The organism is Mycobacterium cookii (assembly GCF_010727945.1).
GTDB lineage: Bacteria > Actinomycetota > Actinomycetes > Mycobacteriales > Mycobacteriaceae > Mycobacterium > Mycobacterium cookii.
On sequence record NZ_AP022569.1, the window covers coordinates 4524389 to 4540570 of the forward strand.

Consider the following 16182-nt stretch of genomic DNA (forward strand, 5'->3'; position numbering starts at 1 on the left):
CGATGCGGTTCACCGCGGCATTTGCGGTGTATTGAACCGGCCCGGGTTCCTCGTCGTGTCTTTGGTATGCCAAGGAAATACCGAGTGGTCGACCACATTGCCAGGCAGCTGGCCGGGATCGGAGTCGAATACATCTTCGGTGTCGACGGCGCCAACATCGAAGACCTCTACGACGCAGCATATTTCCGATCGGACATCACCGCGGTGCTCGCCAAGCACGAGTTCTCCGCCGCAACGATGGCCGACGGATACAGCCGCAGCGGTGCGGGCCTCGGTGTGGTGGCCGCCACCTCAGGTGGCGGTGCGCTGAATCTGATTCCGGGCCTTGGTGAATCGTTCACCAGCCGGGTGCCGGTGCTGGCGCTGGTTGGCCAACCTGCGACCACCATGGACGGACGGGGCAGTTTTCAGGACACCAGTGGGCGCAACGGTTCGCTCGACGCCGAGGCGTTGTTCTCCGCGACGACGGTGTTCTGCCGACGAATCCTGCACCCGCAGGACATCGTCGCGGCGCTGCCGGCCGCCATCGCGGCGGCACGCACCGGCGGTCCGGCAGTGTTGTTGCTGCCCAAAGATGTTCAACAGTCCGTCATCGAAGCTCGATGCGCTCGCGATGCCGGTCCGCAGCGAGCGGTCGGCGATCCGTATCCGATCGAGCGCGCATTGCAGAAGGTGACCGGACCGGTGACGATCATCGCCGGCGAACAAGTGGCCCGCGACGATGCGCGTGCCGAGCTGGCAGCGCTGCGGGGGGTGCTGCGGGCCCGGGTGGCATGCGTGCCGGACGGCAAGGACGTCGCCGGCACCCCGGGGCTGGGCTCGTCGTCGGCGTTGGGGGTGACCGGTGTAATGGGTCATCCCGGCGTCGCCGAGGCGGTATCCGGCAGCGGTCTGTGCCTGGTGGTGGGCACCCGACTGCCGGTCACAGCCCGGGCCGGCCTCGACGATGCGCTGACGAAGGTACCGACGATGTCCATCGGATCGGCACCGCCGTACTTTCCCTGCACACACGTCCACACCGACGACCTGAAAGCGTCCTTGCAGATGCTGACCGATGCACTCAGCGGCGCCGGACGGCCCACCGGAGTGCGGGTGCCCGACGTGGTCGCGCACACCGAGCTGACACCGCCGCCGTTCGACGGTCCGGGAGTGCGCTACCGCGACGCGATGGCCCAGCTCGATCGCGCGCTGCCCGCCGGGGTGGACATCGTCGTCGATGCCGGAAACACCGGAGCGGCCGCCGTGCATTACCTGCCGGTGCGGCGCCGCGGCCGGTTCGCGGTCGCGCTGGGTATGGGTGGCATGGGCTACAGCTTCGGCGCCGGCATCGGAATGGCGTTCGCCCGCAGACAAACTGGGGGCTCAGACGGCCGGGTGGTGGTGATCGCCGGGGACGGCGCTTTCTACATGCACGGCATGGAGATACACACCGCGCTGCACTATCGGCTGCCGATCACTTTCGTGTTGCTCAACAACAACGCCCACGCCATGTGTGTGACGCGCGAGCAGCTCTACTACAACGACTTCTACAGCTACAACCGGTTTTCGCCCAGCCAACTCGGCGAGGGCCTGGCCGCGATGTTCCCCAAGCTGGAGTCGGCTGATGTCAGCGACACCGCGGGATTGGCCGCGGCGGTGCGGGCATCGCTGAAACTCGACGGCCCGTCGGTGATCAGTGTCGAATGCGCAGCCGACGAAATCCCGCCGTTTGCACCCTTTCTCGAAGCATCGTCGACCCAGAGCTACGCCAACCATCACATCCCACTCGCACAGGAGGACCGCACACATGTCGCTGCCAGCGCTTGACGATATCGTCACCCATACCGGCACCACCGAACCGATCGACGGCGTGATCCGTATCGAGACCGCGCCGCTGGAGCAGACCGCCGGCGTCTTCTTCTCGAAGATGCGATCGGTGTACTCGCACGAGGACGTGTTCGGTCAGTACTGCACGGTCAACGACTACGTTGACTGCCCGCCCGACGAACTCTTCGAATACCTCTCGGACACCCGGAGCCTCGAAGAGTGGACCTACACCCTGCGCGACTTCACCCCGACCGACGAGCCCGGACTCTGGCAGGCCTACGACCGGCTGTTGCCCGACACCACGATCTACACCCGGACGTTCTCCAATTCGCAGGCGCGCACCGTCGATTACCACTGCGCGTGGGACCAGGGCAAGCACCTGTGGATGATCTACATCATGCGTGTCCTCGACGCGCAGACGGTGCTCGACAAGCCGGGTTCGGTTGTGCTGTGGACGAATTGCCGTCACCCGTTCTATGACGAAAACCCATACCCCGAAGCTGCGCCGGAACAGCGCAGCGGATGGGTCGGCGACTTCTGGGATCTGTTCGGCGCCGGCCACGGCCTGGAATTGAACAACCTCAAGAGCATCGCCGAGTACCGCCACCGCAACGGACTGCCGGTCACCCCGGCGTGGATGCGATGAGCGCGCCCGACATCAGCCTCGTCGACGTCGCCAGCTACCTGCCCGGCGAGCCGATCAGCGCCGACTATTACGCCCAGTTCGCCGAATCCGACGAGTTACGGGACAGCGTCATGTTTCGCGCGCCGACGTCGCGCCATCATGTCGCGCCCGACGAGACCGCGATCGACATGATCGAGCGCGCGGCCCAAGGACTGATCGAGCGACATGGCCACGAGGCCATCGAAGACGTCGACATCTTGATCACCCACACCCAGGTACCCGACATGCCGTTCTACGGCGCCGGCGGTGGCATTGCTCACCGGTTGGGTATGCGCCCGTCCTGGGTGCTGGATCTGCACAACGGTGGCTGTGCGGCATTTGTGTTGGCGCTCAACGTGGCCCGCCGCTTGCTGGCGTCGGGCGAGGGCCGGACGGCGCTGATCGCGATCGCGCAGAACGCCGCCGGACAGGTCTTCGACCAGCCGGGGGTGCGCCGCAAGGCGCAGGCGTCGGTTCCCGGCGACGGTGCCGCGGTCGGTCTGGTCGCGCTGTCGAGCCAGTCGCCCATCCTGGACATCGAATGCCGCACCTACGGTGAATACGCCGGCGACATGACGCTCGCCATCGACCCGCCGCGCAAGTGGTGGCAGGCCGGGCCGGGTGAGGCCAGCATCGGGTTCACCGAGACCAAGATCGCCAAGGTGCTGGCTCGCGGCAACCGTCAGGTTCCCGAGGTGGCGCTGGCGGTGTGTGACCGAATCGGGCTGAGCTCCAAAGACATTGACCTGCTGGTCACCAACCAGCCCAACCGCGTCTTCCTGCGCAACTGGCGCGAGGCGCTCGAGGTCCCCGAGTCCCGACACCTCGACACCTACGACGAATGCGGAAACCTGTTCGGTGCCGGCATTCCGGTCAACCTGGACCGGGCGATCACCGACGGGCGGCTGCAGGCCGGTGACACCATCATGATGGCCGCGTTCGCGCATGCCGGTGATTTCGCCGGAGCCGCCGCGGTCCGCTGGGGCGGACGCAACTGATGGCCGAGCCGGCGCACGGAACCCCGGTCACCACCGAGATCCTCGCCACGCTGCCGCTTGGCGTGGACCCACTGGCGTTGTCGCTCAACGAAAGTCCGTTCCCACCGCTGCCGGCGGTCCGCTCGGCGCTGATCCACTGCCTCGACGCGGCCAACCGCTATCCGGAGTTCCTCCCTGAACAGCTGCGACGGTTGGTCGCCGACCGGGTCGGGGTCAGCGAAGAGCAAGTCATCCTTGGGACCGGCGCGTCGGGCGTGGTGATGCAGATACTCCATGCGGTGACCAGGCCGGGTCACCGGATAGTGATGATCACACCGACTTTCGACGGCTATCCGATCTTCGCGCGGATGGCGAAGCTGGCGCCGATCACGGTTCCGCTCAACTCCTACGGCCATCACGACCTGGCGGCGATGGCCGAAGCAGCCGCGAACGCGAGCGTGGTGGTGCTGTGCCGGCCGCACAATCCGACCGGGACGCTGGAGTCGCGCGCCGCGGTGGAGGCGTTCCTCAACCAGATCCCCCGCGACACGATCGTGCTGCTTGACGAGGCATACATCGAGTTCGTCGCGCCGCGATATCGGATCGACGGGCCGGACCTGATCCGGCGCTTCCCGAATGTCGTTGTGCTGCGGACGTTCTCGAAAGCTTATGGATTGGCAGGGCTGCGGATCGGCTACGGCTTCGCCGCACCCGAATTGGCGGAGCGGCTGTGGACCATGCAGTTGCCGTACGGCATGAGTAACGTTTGTGCCACAGCAGTGGCCGCGTCCTACGACGCCGAAGTCCAACTGGCGCATCGCATTCGTCGCATCACCGCCGAGCGCAACCACCTGCGGCTGCGCCTGATGGGGATGGGTGTGTACAGCACGGACTCGCACGCCAACTTCGTCTACCTTCCGGCCGCGCGCCGGCCGTGGAGCGAGGTGTTCGCCGACGGCGGGCCGCGGGTGCGCTGCTATCCCGATGGCGGCGCGAGGATCACCGTCGGCGACCTGTCGTCGACGCTCGCGGTGCTGTCCGCTGTGGACAAGTCACTCCGCTAGGGCCTCAGCCGTCGGCCCGTCGCCGCGCGAATTAGTCTGACGACGGCCTGGTTGCGCTTTGGTGCATCCGGTTGCGGACGATGTGTTCGACGAGGATCGGGACGAAGCTTTGGACCGGGGCCGATTCGAACTGTTCTGCGACCTCTTCGCACCAGCGCACGATCTCGGCGGTGCGCTGGTCGTCATTGCGCCCCTCGCGACGGGCCAGCCTGTCCGCGACGTCGGCGACGGATCGCGCGGCGGCGGTCGCCTTGCGGTCCGTGGCACTGTCGTCGGCGCGTCCCGGTAACGCTGCCAGCGCGTCTCGGGCAGCCTGGTCATCGGTCTCGGGCGCGATGACGCGCAGCGTGAGGTGGTGGCCGTCGTGGCCAATCACGATGACGCTGGCCGGCTCATCGCTGGTGAACCCCATCAACTGGACGGGGTGGCCTGCGATGTCGATCTGTGCCGGTGTATCGGTCCAGCCGTCTTGGCGGTAGCCCACGCCGACGATCTGCCCGAGCCGCGCCGACAGCGACGACAAGAGGGCGGGCAGCTCGACGGACATCAGCGTCGAGCGCGGCCACCAGGCTCCGTCAATGTGCTCGGATGCGAGTCGATTGGGCGTGACCCGCACGCGGGTGCCGGTTGGGTCGACTTCGAGCTGGCCTACGCACAGGTCGTTCTGCATGACGCGATTTCTCCTTCGCTGTTGGATCATTGCGATGGCGCCTCATCGCGCACTTGGCCAGGATGCCCGCGGCAAGCCCCGGGGCGCTAAGGCCATTGGTCCCAAGTACCGGAGACCAAGGGTGATATCGAGGGCGCTTGGGTAGCTGCGCGCGGTTAACGCCGGGCGAACAGCATTCAAAATATTTGTGCCAGTGCTATTTTCGTGCCGTCGTGTAGTCGCCGGCACGACCTGGGCCGGGACTGCGGTGGCCGCGCCGGCAGCGCGCGACGACGTCGTCGCAGTGGATCGCTGAACAGCGAAACATGTGCGGCCTGGCCGCCAGAGGCCGGCGATGCCGCCGCGGTCGAGGTGATCTGCGATCGCGACCTATGAACAGTGCAAACACGCTTATCAATGGCTAGACCGCCGCAGTGCGGTAGAAAAGGGCGTGGCTGCATCCGAACGTGACAAGCGCGACCCGATCGCGATCGCGCGTGCCAACTGGGAGCGCGCCGGCTGGGGTGACGTGGCCGAGGGAATGGTCGCGGTGACATCGGTGATGCGTGCCCACCAGATTCTGCTTGCCCGCGTCGAAAATGCCTTGCGGCCTTACGATCTGAGCTTCTCTCGGTTCGAGCTGCTGCGACTGCTGGCGTTCAGCCGCAGCGGAGCGTTGCCCATCACCAAGGCCTCCGACCGGCTGCAGGTGCACGTCACCAGCGTCACCCATGCCATTCGCCGACTGGAGGCCAACGGTTTGGTGCAGCGGGTGCCTCATCCGACCGACGGCCGAACCACGCTGGTGCAGATCACCGACCTGGGCCGCTCGACCGTCGAGGACGCCACCGTCACGCTCAACGAGCAGGTGTTCGCCGACATCGGGTTGTCGCAGCGCGAGTCGCAGGCGTTGGCGTCGTCGATCGAGACGTTGCGGCGGGGCGCCGGCGACTTCTAGTCGATGACCGACGGCACCGGAATCGTCGCGGTGACCGCCGTTCCCGAGCCCGGTCGCGATCGGATGTTCAGCCTGCCGCCGACCAGCTCAGCACGCTCGGCCATCGACAACACGCCGTAGCCGCCCATCTCGTCGCTGCCCAGCGGATTCTCGAAAGTATCGAAACCGATTCCGTTGTCCAGGATTTCGAGCCGGGCGATGTCGTCGTCGAGGGCGAACCGCAGCCGCGCCACCGAGGCGTTGGCATGCTTGACGATGTTCTGCAGCCCTTCCTGCGCGATCCGGTACAGCGCGATCTCGATGTGCTCGGGCAGCCGGACGTCTTCCAGCTCGAGTTCGGTGTCCAGCTGCGGAATCGACCGGGCGAGGCTGGCCAGACCGCCGGCCAGGCCCAAGTCGTCGAGGACCGGTGGCCGCAGCCCGCTGATCGCAGCGCGGGCTTCGCCCAGAGTCAGGCCGACCAGCTCACGGGCCTCGCCGAGTTGGCGGGACGCTTCGGCGGGATCGCCGCCGACGGCCCGCGCTGCGGCGTCGAGCCGATACGACAAGGTGATCAGCCGCTGCGAGATGCCGTCGTGGATGTCGCCGGCGACCCGGCGGCGTTCGATCTCCTGCGCCTCGATCACCTGCTCGACGAACAGTTCGTGCGCCCGCTCCCTGGCTACCAGCTGACGGTGCAGTCGGGCCTGATGCATCGCCCCGGCGATCAGGCGACCGATCACGCGCAGCAATTCGACGTCGCCGTCGGTGAATTCGCGACGCGCCACCGTGTGCACGTTGAGCACGCCGACCAGCCCGCCGGGCGCGGTTTCCATGGGCACCGAGACCATCGAGGTGAAATCACGTCCGCGCAGCGACTCGAACGGCAGATACCGCGGGTCGGCCTCCTTGTCGTCGGTGATGACGACCGGCTCGCGATGCCGGGCCACCCAGCCAGAGATGCCCGATCCCAACGGAAGTCGGATCTGTCCCACCGAGGCGTCGAACGGCGGCGTCGCACCGGCAAGGGTCAGCGAGCGGTCGCTGTCGTCGAGCACGTGCACGAAGCACACGTCGGTTCCGGTGGCCGCCGTGATCATTCGCGCCGCAGCCGCGGCGAGCGGTTCCACCCCGGGCCCACTGGACGCGGCCTGGATGAGTTCGCGCAGCAGCGCCAGCTCCTTGTCAGTGTCGACGAGGTCGCGGACCGCGTTGGAAGGTTGCGGCGTGGTCATTGATAGATGCCTTCACGCAGGGCGGTGGCGACCGCGCCGGTGCGGTCGTTCACCCCGAGCTTGCGGTAGATCGACCGCAGGTGGCTCTTGACCGTCTCCTCGCCGATCACCAACTTGTTGGCGATCCCGCGGTTGGACAACCCGGTGACCATGCAGGACAGGATCTCGCTCTCACGCTGGGTCAGTCCCTGGCGGGCACCGGGCCAGAATTCGTCACGCTGCATGCGTGCCGCGGTGTCGGCCGCGCGCGCCGCCATGCCCGGGTCGATCACGGTGTCGCCCTGATGCGCCAGCTCGAGCTGACGCACCAGCTCGTCGCTGTTGATGCTTTTCAGCAGGTAACCGCTGGCACCCACCCGGAGGGCCTGGAACAAGTACTGCTCGTCGTCGTAGACCGACAGCATCACGACCTTGCGGTCGGGGTGGCGCTCGCGCAGCATTTTGCACACGTCCAGGCCGCTGGAGCCCTGCATGCGGACATCGCACAGCACGACGTCGGGTTGCAGGTCGTCGACGACGTCGACCGCGCGGTCAGCCCCGACGGCCTGGCCGACCACCTGCACGCGGTCGTTGAACGCGGCCAGCATTGCCTTGAGTCCCTCGATGACCATTTCGTGGTCGTCGACGAGGACGAGTCGTACCGGCGCCGCCATGGCACACAGTATGCAGCCGGGTGCGGTTCGCCACGCCAATCCCCCCAATGGGGGAGGCTGGATCGCGGCTGTAGGGGGCACTCTGCTCTCGTGCGAGCCAAGGGGAAGACTCGTCCGGGCCGGACGTTCTGGTGGGACCGCGAACCCGCGACGAACGCTGGTGCCCTGCGTGCGGTCATCTTCGACGCCGATTCCGCGCTGGTCGACGACGGGCGGGACATCGCCAGGGCCGGCCTGGTCGATTCGGTGATGAGCTTGTTCTGCTCGGGAATCTGGGTGTGCGTGGTGAGCACGCGGCACCGCGGACCGGTCGAAACGATGGTGCGCCACGTGGTCGGCGACGGGCTGGTCGAGACGATCGTGACGGTGGACGACCTCGTCGACATCCCGACAGGGCACGCCCGGGATGCCGAACTCTATCGGTTGGCCTTGTGGGAGTTGGGAATTACGCCACACGATGCGTTGGCCGTCACCGGCTCGCGACGTGGAATGCGGGCTGCGATGGCCGCCGAACTACCTGTCTTGCAGGTCCGGACCGGCTACGGCGATCCCAACCCGTTGCTGGCTTCCGGTTTCCGGCGCGCGCACCGCCGCTGGCGGCTTGACCGGCTAGCCGCGTAGCTCGGCGACGATGCAGAGCGCGTAGCGCGATGAGGTGGGGGTACCTCCCGCTCGCGGGGGAGAGCCGGGCAGTTTAACGTAGCTCGGCGACGATGCAGAGCGCGTAGCGCGATGAGGTGGGGGTACCTCCCGCTCGCGGGGGAGAGCCGGGCAGTTTGACGTAGCTCGGCGACGATGCAGAGCGCGTAGCGCGATGAGGAGGAGCCGGGCAGTTTGACGTAGCTCGGCGACGATGCAGAGCGCGTAGCGCGATGAGGTGGGGGTACCTCCCGCTCGCGGGGGAGAGCCGGACAGTTTAGCGGAGCGTTTCGATGATCGCGCTGAAATCCTTGTCACCGTTGGTCGTTGCGAACTTCGCGTAGATGTCGGCGGCGTGGCTGCCCAGCGGTGCGGTCGCACCGGTCGAGTTGACCGCGTCCATCGCCAGACCGAGATCCTTGTTCATCAGCGCGGTGGCGAAGCCCGGTTTGAAGTCGTTGTTCGCCGGCGACGTCGGCACCGGACCGGGCACCGGGCAGTTGGTGTGCACCGCCCAGCAGTTCCCGGTCGCGCCGGTGATGACGTCGAACAGGGACTGCGCTGACAGGCCGAGCTTTTCGGCGAGCACGAACGCCTCGCCGATGGCGATCTGCTGGACAGCCAGCACCATGTTGTTGCAGACTTTGGCGGCCTGGCCCGCGCCGGCCGCGCCGCAGTGAATGATCTTGCCCGCCATGGGCTCCAAGATCGGTTCCGCGCGACGCACCGCGTCTGATTCGCCGCCGACCATGAAAGCCAGGGTGCCGGCCGCCGCTCCCTTGACCCCGCCGGACACCGGTGCATCGAGCTGAGCCACACCGTGCTTAGCCGCCGCCGCGTTTACCTCGCGGGCGTCGTCGACGGAAATGGTTGAGCTGTCGATGAATAACGTGCCGTCGCCGACGACGGGCAACAGCTCGGCGTAGCAACGCTTGACCGCATCGCCGTGCGGCAGCATCGTGATGACGACCTCCGCCCCGGCCACCGCCTCGGGACCGCTGTCGAACACCGCGACACCGTTGCCGACGGCCGCCTCGACGGCCGCGGGTACCGGATCGAAGCCGTGCACGGTGTGACCGGCGGCGACCAGATTCGCCGACATCGGGCCGCCCATGTGACCCAGCCCCAAAAACGCCACGGTAGTCATCTGTTTCGGCCTTCCTACGCGCCGGCGCGGACGCGGGCGGCCTCGGCCCGGCCGACGACCACCCGCATGATTTCGTTCGTTCCCTCGAGGATGCGGTGCACCCGCAGATCGCGCACGATCTTCTCCAGACCGTACTCGCGTAGATAGCCGTAGCCGCCGTGCAGTTGCAGAGCTTTGTCCGCGACGTCGTAACACGCGTCGGTGACGTAACGTTTGGCCATCGCACACAGTTCGACCTTGTCGTCGGCGCCGCGGTCCAGCGCATCCGCAGCGCGCCACAACATCAGCCGCGACGTCTCCAGCGCGGTGGCCATGTCGGCCAGGGTGAACCGGATGGTCGGCTCGTCGAGCAGCGGAGCACCGAATGCCTCGCGCTGCGAGACGTAGGTCGCCGCTTTGTCGTACGCGGCCTGTGCGCCACCCAGTGAGCAGGCCGCGATGTTGATCCGGCCGCCGTTGAGGCCGTTCATCGCGATACCGAAGCCGCCGCCCTCGCCCTCGGCGCCGCCGAGCATGGCATCGGCCGGCACCCGCACCCCGTCGAGAATCACCTGGGCCGTCGGCTGGGCGTGCCAGCCCATCTTCTCCTCGAGGGTGCCGAAACTCAGCCCCGGCGTGTCTTTTTCGACGATGAACGCCGAGATTCCGCGAGGTCCGCTCGATCCCGTTCTGGCCATCACGACATATACATCCGAGGTGCCCGCGCCGGAGATGAACTGCTTGACACCGTCCAGCACGTAGTCGCCGTTCTGCTTGACGGCCCGGGTGCTCAACGCACCGGCATCCGAGCCCGCACCCGGCTCGGTCAGGCAGTAGCTGGCGATCAGCTCCATCGATGCCAGTCGAGGTACCCAGCCCTTGCGCTGTTCGTCGGTGCCGAACGCATCTATCATCCAGGCGCACATGTTGTGGATCGACAGAAACGCGGAGATCGTGGGGCAGGCCGTCGCGAGCTGCTCAAAGATCCGCACACCATCAAGGCGTCGCAGCGCGCTACCGCCCACGTCGTCGCGGCAGTAAATCGCCGCCATTCCCAGACCGGCGGCCTCCCGCAGCTCGTCGACCGGAAAGTGGTGTGCGGCATCCCACTCCAGCGTGTAGGGAGCAAGCTTCTTGGCGGCGAACGCGGCCGCCGTCTCGGTGATCACCCGCTCGTCGTCGTCCAGACCAAAGAATGGCATCGTTCGAGCTAATTCATTGTCGGGATGACGAATTCGGCTCCGTCTTTGATTCCCGACGGCCAGCGCTCGGTGACGGTCTTGACTTTGGTGTAGAACTGGATCGACGCGGGGCCGTGCTGGTTGAGATCGCCGAAGCCGGACCGCTTCCAGCCGCCGAACGTGTGGTAGGCCACCGGCACCGGGATCGGCACGTTGACGCCGACCATGCCCACCTGCACGCGGGATACGAAGTCGCGGGCGGCGTCACCGTCGCGGGTGAAAATCGCCACCCCGTTGCCGTATTCGTGCTCGGTGGGCAATCGCAGTGCCTCTTCGTAGTCGTGCGCGCGCACGATGCAGAGCACCGGTCCGAAGATCTCGTCGGTGTAGATCGACATGTCGGTGGTGACGTGGTCGAACAGCGTGGGGCCGATGAAGAAGCCCTTCTCCAGGCTGGCGTCGTCAAAGGTCAACTCGTCGGTGGTGCGCTCGCGGCCGTCGACCACCAGTTCGGCGCCCGCCTCGACACCCTGGCCGATGTAGTCACGGACCCGCTTGAGCGCGGCCTCGGTGACCAGCGGGCCGTAGTCGGCTTTCGGGTCCAGGCTGTGGCCGACACGGAGCTGATTGACCCGCTCAACGAGCCTGTTGCGCAACCGGTTTGCCGTCTCTTCGCCGACCGGCACTGCGACGCTGATCGCCATGCACCGCTCGCCGGCGCTGCCGTAGCCGGCGCCGATCAGCGCGTCGACCGCCTGGTCCAGGTCGGCATCTGGCATCACGATCATGTGGTTCTTGGCACCGCCGAAGCACTGCGACCGCTTGCCGTGCGCAGCGGCGGTCGAGTAGATGTAGTGCGCGATGTCGGAGCTGCCGACGAACCCGACGGCTTGGACGTCGGGGTGGGTCAGGATCGCGTCGACGGCCTCCTTGTCGCCCTGGACCACCTGGAAGACGCCCGGCGGCAGACCCGCCTCGAGGAAGAGCTCGGCCAGCCGCAGCGGCACCGAAGGATCCCGCTCAGAAGGCTTGAGAATGAACGCGTTTCCGCATGCCAGCGCCGGGCCGGCCTTCCACAGCGGGATCATCGCCGGGAAGTTGAACGGGGTGATGCCGGCGACCACGCCGAGCGGCTGGCGGATGGAGTAGACGTCGATGCCCGAGCCGGCGCCCTCGGTGAACTCGCCTTTGAGCAGATGCGGGATGCCGATCGCGAACTCGATGACCTCGATGCCGCGCTGGATGTCGCCCTTGGAGTCGGGGACGGTCTTTCCGTGCTCCAGGCTGAGCAGCTCGGCGAGCTCGTCGACGTTGGCATTGACGAGCTCGATGAACTTCATCATCACCCGGGCCCGGCGCTGCGGGTTGAACGCGGCCCACTCCTTCTGCGCCTTCTTGGCAGAGCTGACCGCGGTGTCGACGTCGGCGGCCGACGCCAGCAGCACCTGCGCCTGCACCTCGCCGGTGCTGGGGTTGAACACGTCAGCAGTCCGGGTCGAGGAGAGGTTGCTGCGGCGTCCGTCGATGAAATGCGGAATCTGTGTGGTCATGGGTGTCCTCGGACATAAAAAGCGCCAATGGGTTTACTAGGACATCCTAGTAATTCCGGACGTACGTTGCAAGCGGCTCCCGATGCTGGACACGTTGGTGTTGAGCCTGGCAGGCATAAACGACGTTGGGCACACCTGCCGATTCCGGCTGATGTGCCCAACGCGTCCCGCAGCTACTTCGCGCAGGCGGTCAAGGCCTGAGAGCCTCAGTCGCCGCCGCCGCCGCCTCCGCCGCCGCCTTTTGGCACGGTCGTCTCGCCTTCGCCGGTGCCTTTACCTGGAGCGCTGCCTTTCAGGTACTTGTGGCCGGGCTCGTGTTCTTCCTCGAGTTGCTTCGGGCAGTACGCCTTCGCCGAGATCGTCGCGAATTGAGCGGCGCCGCTTTCGGTGAGGGCCGGGTTGCTCTCCTGTAGGTGCTGGATGAGGTGCAGGCCGCCCATGCCGTTGTGGAGTGCCCCGCACACTGCCTGGCCGGCGCTGACGGCCTGGCCCGGGTCGGAAAAGCCGATCCCCACCTTCTGCAGGTCAGCGAGGAAAGAGCCGTTGTTCTCGTCGCCGGCCGGCTCGTCGACGCCGGGTTCGGCATGCGCCGGCACGGCGAACAAGACCCCCATCGAGATCCCGAGAATGGCGAATAGCGGTTTCATCGATCCTCCTTCGAGCTAACCGGTTTCGGTCGCGAGCTTGCCGGCTGCAGCCGCTGCCTTGTCGTCGGTCAGGTGCACCGCGTGAATGCCCGGCTTGGTGGACAGCCGGGCGACGAGCTCGTCGAGGCCGGCCTCGTCGACCGACCAGTGCTGAACCTCGTCGGGTGCCTGCTGCAGTTTCGCTATGACCTGGTCGAGCTTGACCGGTCCCTTGCTTCTCTCGCCTGCGGGAACCACCTTCGCCCGGACGCCCGTCGAGGCGACGACTCTGGAGGCGGGACTGCCCAGTGCGCCGCCGGCGAGGCTGCCCAGCGTGCTCTGGTTGAGCAGATTCAGTGGGATATCGGTGGCCGGAGCCGCCGTCGCAGCGAAGGTGCCGTCGGGTAAGGCCGTCGCGGCAAGCCTGATCGCGGGTGTGGCACCGGCCCAGCTGGGCGGCACGGACAACTTGCCGATGGTGTGTGCGCTGCCGACAGCCGCACTCGCCGCCCGTGCCCCCAAGCCCAGCGCATGCCCCGGCGACGAGAGTCCGCCGTTGAGCGATCCCAGCCCGATCCCGTGGCTCCACGGCTGATAGATGAAGAAGTTCTTCCACTGCGAGATGCCCATGCCGGTCGTGCTGTTGACCACGTTGGTCCAGGTGGCCTGGCTACCGGCGCCCGAGATGAACGAGTACATGTTCGTCCAGGTGGTGGCGAGCGTGGAACCACCGGGGATCTGGCCGAGGAAGTTGGTGAAGAACTTGGTGTAGTCGGCGTTGACCGCACTGACCTGGGTGAGGAAGTTACTGGCGTCGGTCTCGATCTGCTCGAGAATCGATTCGAAGGGAGTGGTCGCGGCCGTGGCCGCCGATTGTGCGCCCGTGCTCGCTGCCGCGGCTGCTTGCGTCGCCTGGCCGTTGTCGTTGGTGGTCTGCGGCGCCTCGCTGAATGAGCCCAGGCCCGTCGTCGCCGCTTGCGATGACCCGGAGTAACCGGTGATCGCCGCGACATCCTGCGCCCAGAACTGGACGTACTCGGCCTCCAGCGCCGCGATCGACGCATTGTTCTGCCCCAAGATGTTGGTCTGCAGGAGCGAAAGCAGTTGCGTCCGGTTCGCGGCGATCTCGGCCGGCGACACCGCAGACGCCAACGCGGTCTCATAGGCGCTGGCCGCGGCGCGGGCCTGGCTGGCGGTCTGCTCGGCCTGCGCCGCCGTGGTCGACAGCCACGAAACGTACGGTGCCGCGGCCGCAGCGGCGGCTTCCGACGACGGACCTGTCCAGTCACCGGCGACCAGTCCCGAGATGATCGACTGGTAGTTGGCGGCGGTGGACTGCAACTCACTGGCGAGCCCGTCCCAGGCTGATGCGGCGGACTGCAGAGAACCCGTGCCCGGGCCGGAATAGAGCTTGGCGGAGATCACTTCCGGCGGCTGGGCTGCGAAATCGAAAACCATTGTCAGCCTTCCTTATTCCGCGCTCGGCGGGATGACGATGATGGTCGCGGTGGTGGCGATGTCGTCGGTCGCCACCGCGCCGGGTATGCGGTAGCCCTGCCCGACAGCGGCGCGGGTGGCGGTGCCCCCGATGGCGCGGCCGGCCAGGCTGGCCATCGCCGTCTGGCCGAACATCCCGGGGTTGCCAAACGCGGCCATCTCGGGTGCGGCGTCGGCGGCTGTCACCGCTTCCATCTCGGCCGCGACGGTCCGGACCGCCGGCACGGCGGACGCCCAGTTCTGCGGTACCGAAAGCGCACCGATGCTGCCGGCCCGGCCGAACGATGCCAGCGTTCCCGCGTTGCCTGCCCCGCTATAGGAGCCGCTCAGTAGTCCGCTGTGCAGCAACGGCGACAGCGCCCCGGTGATAGGGGTTGGGTGGAGCAGCGGGCCGATGCCCTGGATGCCGGTTCCCAAGCTCGGGATCGAGATGCTGACCTGCCACCAGTTCTTGAGCAGGCTGCCGAATCCGAGCGGGGTCCACGGCCCGGCGGCCCAGGTGCTGAGTGTGTTGGCACCCGTGGTCAGGAACTGGTTGAACAGGTTGATCCCCTGCGTGACCGACGGTGGCAAGTTCAAACTCGCCACCAGCTGCGCCAGGGTCTCACTCGTTTGGGGGAAGTAGCTGTAGAGCTGGTTGGAGAAGGTGGTGAGGTCCTTGCCGAAGGTGGTCAGTTCGGTATTCAGCTCGGTGAGGAACGCTTCCAGATTGCTGGTCGCATCGGCGGAGGACGAGGCGGCCGATTGGGCCGTCGCAGCCGATTGGGAAGCTTGCCCGCTGTCGTTGGTGGTCGCTGGCGCCTCGGTGAACGGGGTCAGCTGGCTCGCGGTGGTCGCGGCCCCGGCATAGCCGTACATCGCGCCCGCGTCCTGCGCCCAGAACTCCGCGTAGGTCGCCTCGTTCGCGGCGATTGCCGGGGTGTTCTGGCCCAGGAAGTTCGTCGCGACGAGCAGCGCCAGCGTCGCGCGATTGGCGGCAATCACCGGCGGAGGAATGCTGGCTGCGAAAGCGGCCTCGTAGGCAGCGGCGGCCGCCTGAGCCTGGGCTGCCGTCTGCTCAGCCTGCGCGGCGGTGCTGCCCAGCCACGCCGTGAACGGCGCTGCGGCATCCGCCGCGGCCGTCGACGAGGGGCCCTGCCAGCTCGAGCCCAGCTCGCCGATCGTAGATGCGTAGGACGCCGCGGTGGTTTGCAGCTCGCTGGCCAGCGCATCCCACGCCGTGGCGGCTGCCAACAACGGCGCCGAGCCCGGCCCCGAGTAAATCTTGCCGGAATTGACCTCCGGCGGTAGCGCTCCGAAATCGAAAACCATTTCCTCGCTCCGGCTGTGTGGTGGTCCTCAAATGCCCCGCGCTGATCCAGCGTTGGGAAAAGCGTCCGGAGACTTCCGCCGGCTCTGGCAGTTCGGTGCGAATTGCCTGGTAGCTGACTGGATTTCCCCGCCGTTGAAGATTAGCCAGCCTTGGGAAAACCGTGGTCCGCCAAGCGACTCGGCGCCCCCTCGTGAGCGTTCTCGACGAGGTTCCCCCGACCCGCCGAGTGCGACCGCGGATCAGGCTGCTGAACAGGTCGAACAGCC

The 16182-nt window shown here is 66.9% G+C and carries 14 protein-coding genes and 1 pseudogene; 6 read left to right on the forward strand and 9 right to left on the reverse strand.

Annotated features, from left to right (window positions below):
* The first annotated feature begins 66 nt into the window (after nucleotides 1-66).
* The 4 genes from G6N27_RS21260 to G6N27_RS21275 are packed head-to-tail and all read left to right on the forward strand — an operon-like array spanning nucleotide 67 to nucleotide 4511.
* On the forward strand, nucleotides 67-1806 hold the full coding sequence (locus tag G6N27_RS21260; protein ID WP_163779844.1) for a thiamine pyrophosphate-binding protein: 1740 nt from the start codon (nucleotides 67-69) through the stop codon (nucleotides 1804-1806).
* Complete coding sequence (locus G6N27_RS21265; RefSeq protein WP_163779845.1) at nucleotides 1787-2452, forward strand: SRPBCC family protein; 666 nt, start codon at nucleotides 1787-1789, stop codon at nucleotides 2450-2452. Before G6N27_RS21260 ends, G6N27_RS21265 begins: the two co-directional genes overlap by 20 nt.
* The gene (locus tag G6N27_RS21270) at nucleotides 2449-3468 is read left to right on the forward strand and encodes a 3-oxoacyl-ACP synthase III family protein (RefSeq protein WP_163779847.1); all 1020 of its coding nucleotides are present in this window, start codon (nucleotides 2449-2451) and stop codon (nucleotides 3466-3468) included. Before G6N27_RS21265 ends, G6N27_RS21270 begins: the two co-directional genes overlap by 4 nt.
* Nucleotides 3468-4511, forward strand: a complete 1044-nt coding sequence (locus tag G6N27_RS21275; protein WP_163779849.1) for an aminotransferase class I/II-fold pyridoxal phosphate-dependent enzyme — start codon at nucleotides 3468-3470, stop codon at nucleotides 4509-4511. Before G6N27_RS21270 ends, G6N27_RS21275 begins: the two co-directional genes overlap by 1 nt.
* A 31-nt stretch (nucleotides 4512-4542) precedes the next feature.
* Here G6N27_RS21275 and G6N27_RS21280 read toward each other — a convergent pair whose 3' ends face one another.
* Nucleotides 4543-5181, reverse strand: coding sequence for a DUF5994 family protein (locus G6N27_RS21280; RefSeq protein ID WP_163779850.1), 639 nt, complete (start codon nucleotides 5179-5181; stop codon nucleotides 4543-4545).
* Between the two features lie 430 nt (nucleotides 5182-5611).
* Here G6N27_RS21280 and G6N27_RS21285 point away from each other — a divergent pair, with 430 nt between their 5' ends.
* On the forward strand, nucleotides 5612-6118 hold the full coding sequence (locus tag G6N27_RS21285) for a MarR family transcriptional regulator (RefSeq protein ID WP_163779852.1): 507 nt from the start codon (nucleotides 5612-5614) through the stop codon (nucleotides 6116-6118).
* On the opposite strand, the gene G6N27_RS21290 is transcribed toward G6N27_RS21285, so the two are convergent.
* Both G6N27_RS21290 and G6N27_RS21295 read right to left on the reverse strand, forming a co-directional pair.
* Nucleotides 6115-7332 carry a GAF domain-containing sensor histidine kinase gene (locus G6N27_RS21290; protein WP_163779855.1) on the reverse strand — a complete coding sequence of 406 codons (1218 nt, stop codon included), beginning with the start codon at nucleotides 7330-7332 and terminating at the stop codon, nucleotides 6115-6117. The two genes, G6N27_RS21285 and G6N27_RS21290, sit on opposite strands and share 4 nt — an antisense overlap.
* On the reverse strand, nucleotides 7329-7985 hold the full coding sequence (locus G6N27_RS21295; protein ID WP_163779857.1) for a response regulator: 657 nt from the start codon (nucleotides 7983-7985) through the stop codon (nucleotides 7329-7331). Before G6N27_RS21295 ends, G6N27_RS21290 begins: the two co-directional genes overlap by 4 nt.
* A 90-nt stretch (nucleotides 7986-8075) precedes the next feature.
* Here G6N27_RS21295 and G6N27_RS21300 point away from each other — a divergent pair, with 90 nt between their 5' ends.
* Nucleotides 8076-8606: an HAD family hydrolase gene (locus G6N27_RS21300; protein WP_163779859.1), complete on the forward strand. Its 531-nt coding sequence runs from the start codon at nucleotides 8076-8078 to the stop codon at nucleotides 8604-8606.
* Between the two features lie 295 nt (nucleotides 8607-8901).
* On the opposite strand, the gene mmsB is transcribed toward G6N27_RS21300, so the two are convergent.
* The 6 genes and pseudogenes from mmsB to G6N27_RS21330 form a co-directional block, all read right to left on the reverse strand.
* On the reverse strand, nucleotides 8902-9771 hold the full coding sequence (mmsB, locus tag G6N27_RS21305; RefSeq protein WP_163779861.1) for a 3-hydroxyisobutyrate dehydrogenase: 870 nt from the start codon (nucleotides 9769-9771) through the stop codon (nucleotides 8902-8904).
* Between the two features lie 14 nt (nucleotides 9772-9785).
* Nucleotides 9786-10952, reverse strand: coding sequence for an acyl-CoA dehydrogenase family protein (locus tag G6N27_RS21310; protein WP_163779863.1), 1167 nt, complete (start codon nucleotides 10950-10952; stop codon nucleotides 9786-9788).
* An 8-nt stretch (nucleotides 10953-10960) separates the two neighbouring features.
* Nucleotides 10961-12481, reverse strand: coding sequence for a CoA-acylating methylmalonate-semialdehyde dehydrogenase (locus G6N27_RS21315; RefSeq protein WP_163779865.1), 1521 nt, complete (start codon nucleotides 12479-12481; stop codon nucleotides 10961-10963).
* A 323-nt stretch (nucleotides 12482-12804) separates the two neighbouring features.
* Nucleotides 12805-13128 (reverse strand): annotated as a pseudogene (locus tag G6N27_RS21320) (DUF732 domain-containing protein); the annotation flags it as partial.
* Between the two features lie 15 nt (nucleotides 13129-13143).
* Entirely contained in the window at nucleotides 13144-14565 is a 1422-nt protein-coding gene (locus tag G6N27_RS21325) for a PPE family protein (protein WP_163779868.1), read from the reverse strand.
* 12 nt (nucleotides 14566-14577) lie between these two features.
* Complete coding sequence (locus tag G6N27_RS21330) at nucleotides 14578-15915, reverse strand: PPE family protein (RefSeq protein WP_163779870.1); 1338 nt, start codon at nucleotides 15913-15915, stop codon at nucleotides 14578-14580.
* Between the last annotated feature and the right edge of the window lie 267 nt (nucleotides 15916-16182).

Coding starts and splice junctions, on each gene's coding strand:
- G6N27_RS21310 (WP_163779863.1), bottom strand. CDS start 10,952: ATGCCATTCTTTGGTCTGGACGACGACGAGCGGGTGATCACCGAGACG.
- G6N27_RS21275 (WP_163779849.1), top strand. CDS start 3,468: ATGGCCGAGCCGGCGCACGGAACCCCGGTCACCACCGAGATCCTCGCC.
- G6N27_RS21295 (WP_163779857.1), bottom strand. CDS start 7,985: ATGGCGGCGCCGGTACGACTCGTCCTCGTCGACGACCACGAAATGGTC.
- G6N27_RS21325 (WP_163779868.1), bottom strand. CDS start 14,565: ATGGTTTTCGATTTCGCAGCCCAGCCGCCGGAAGTGATCTCCGCCAAG.
- G6N27_RS21260 (WP_163779844.1), top strand. CDS start 67: ATGCCAAGGAAATACCGAGTGGTCGACCACATTGCCAGGCAGCTGGCC.
- G6N27_RS21315 (WP_163779865.1), bottom strand. CDS start 12,481: ATGACCACACAGATTCCGCATTTCATCGACGGACGCCGCAGCAACCTC.
- mmsB (WP_163779861.1), bottom strand. CDS start 9,771: ATGACTACCGTGGCGTTTTTGGGGCTGGGTCACATGGGCGGCCCGATG.
- G6N27_RS21330 (WP_163779870.1), bottom strand. CDS start 15,915: ATGGTTTTCGATTTCGGAGCGCTACCGCCGGAGGTCAATTCCGGCAAG.
- G6N27_RS21270 (WP_163779847.1), top strand. CDS start 2,449: ATGAGCGCGCCCGACATCAGCCTCGTCGACGTCGCCAGCTACCTGCCC.
- G6N27_RS21290 (WP_163779855.1), bottom strand. CDS start 7,332: ATGACCACGCCGCAACCTTCCAACGCGGTCCGCGACCTCGTCGACACT.
- G6N27_RS21280 (WP_163779850.1), bottom strand. CDS start 5,181: ATGCAGAACGACCTGTGCGTAGGCCAGCTCGAAGTCGACCCAACCGGC.
- G6N27_RS21265 (WP_163779845.1), top strand. CDS start 1,787: ATGTCGCTGCCAGCGCTTGACGATATCGTCACCCATACCGGCACCACC.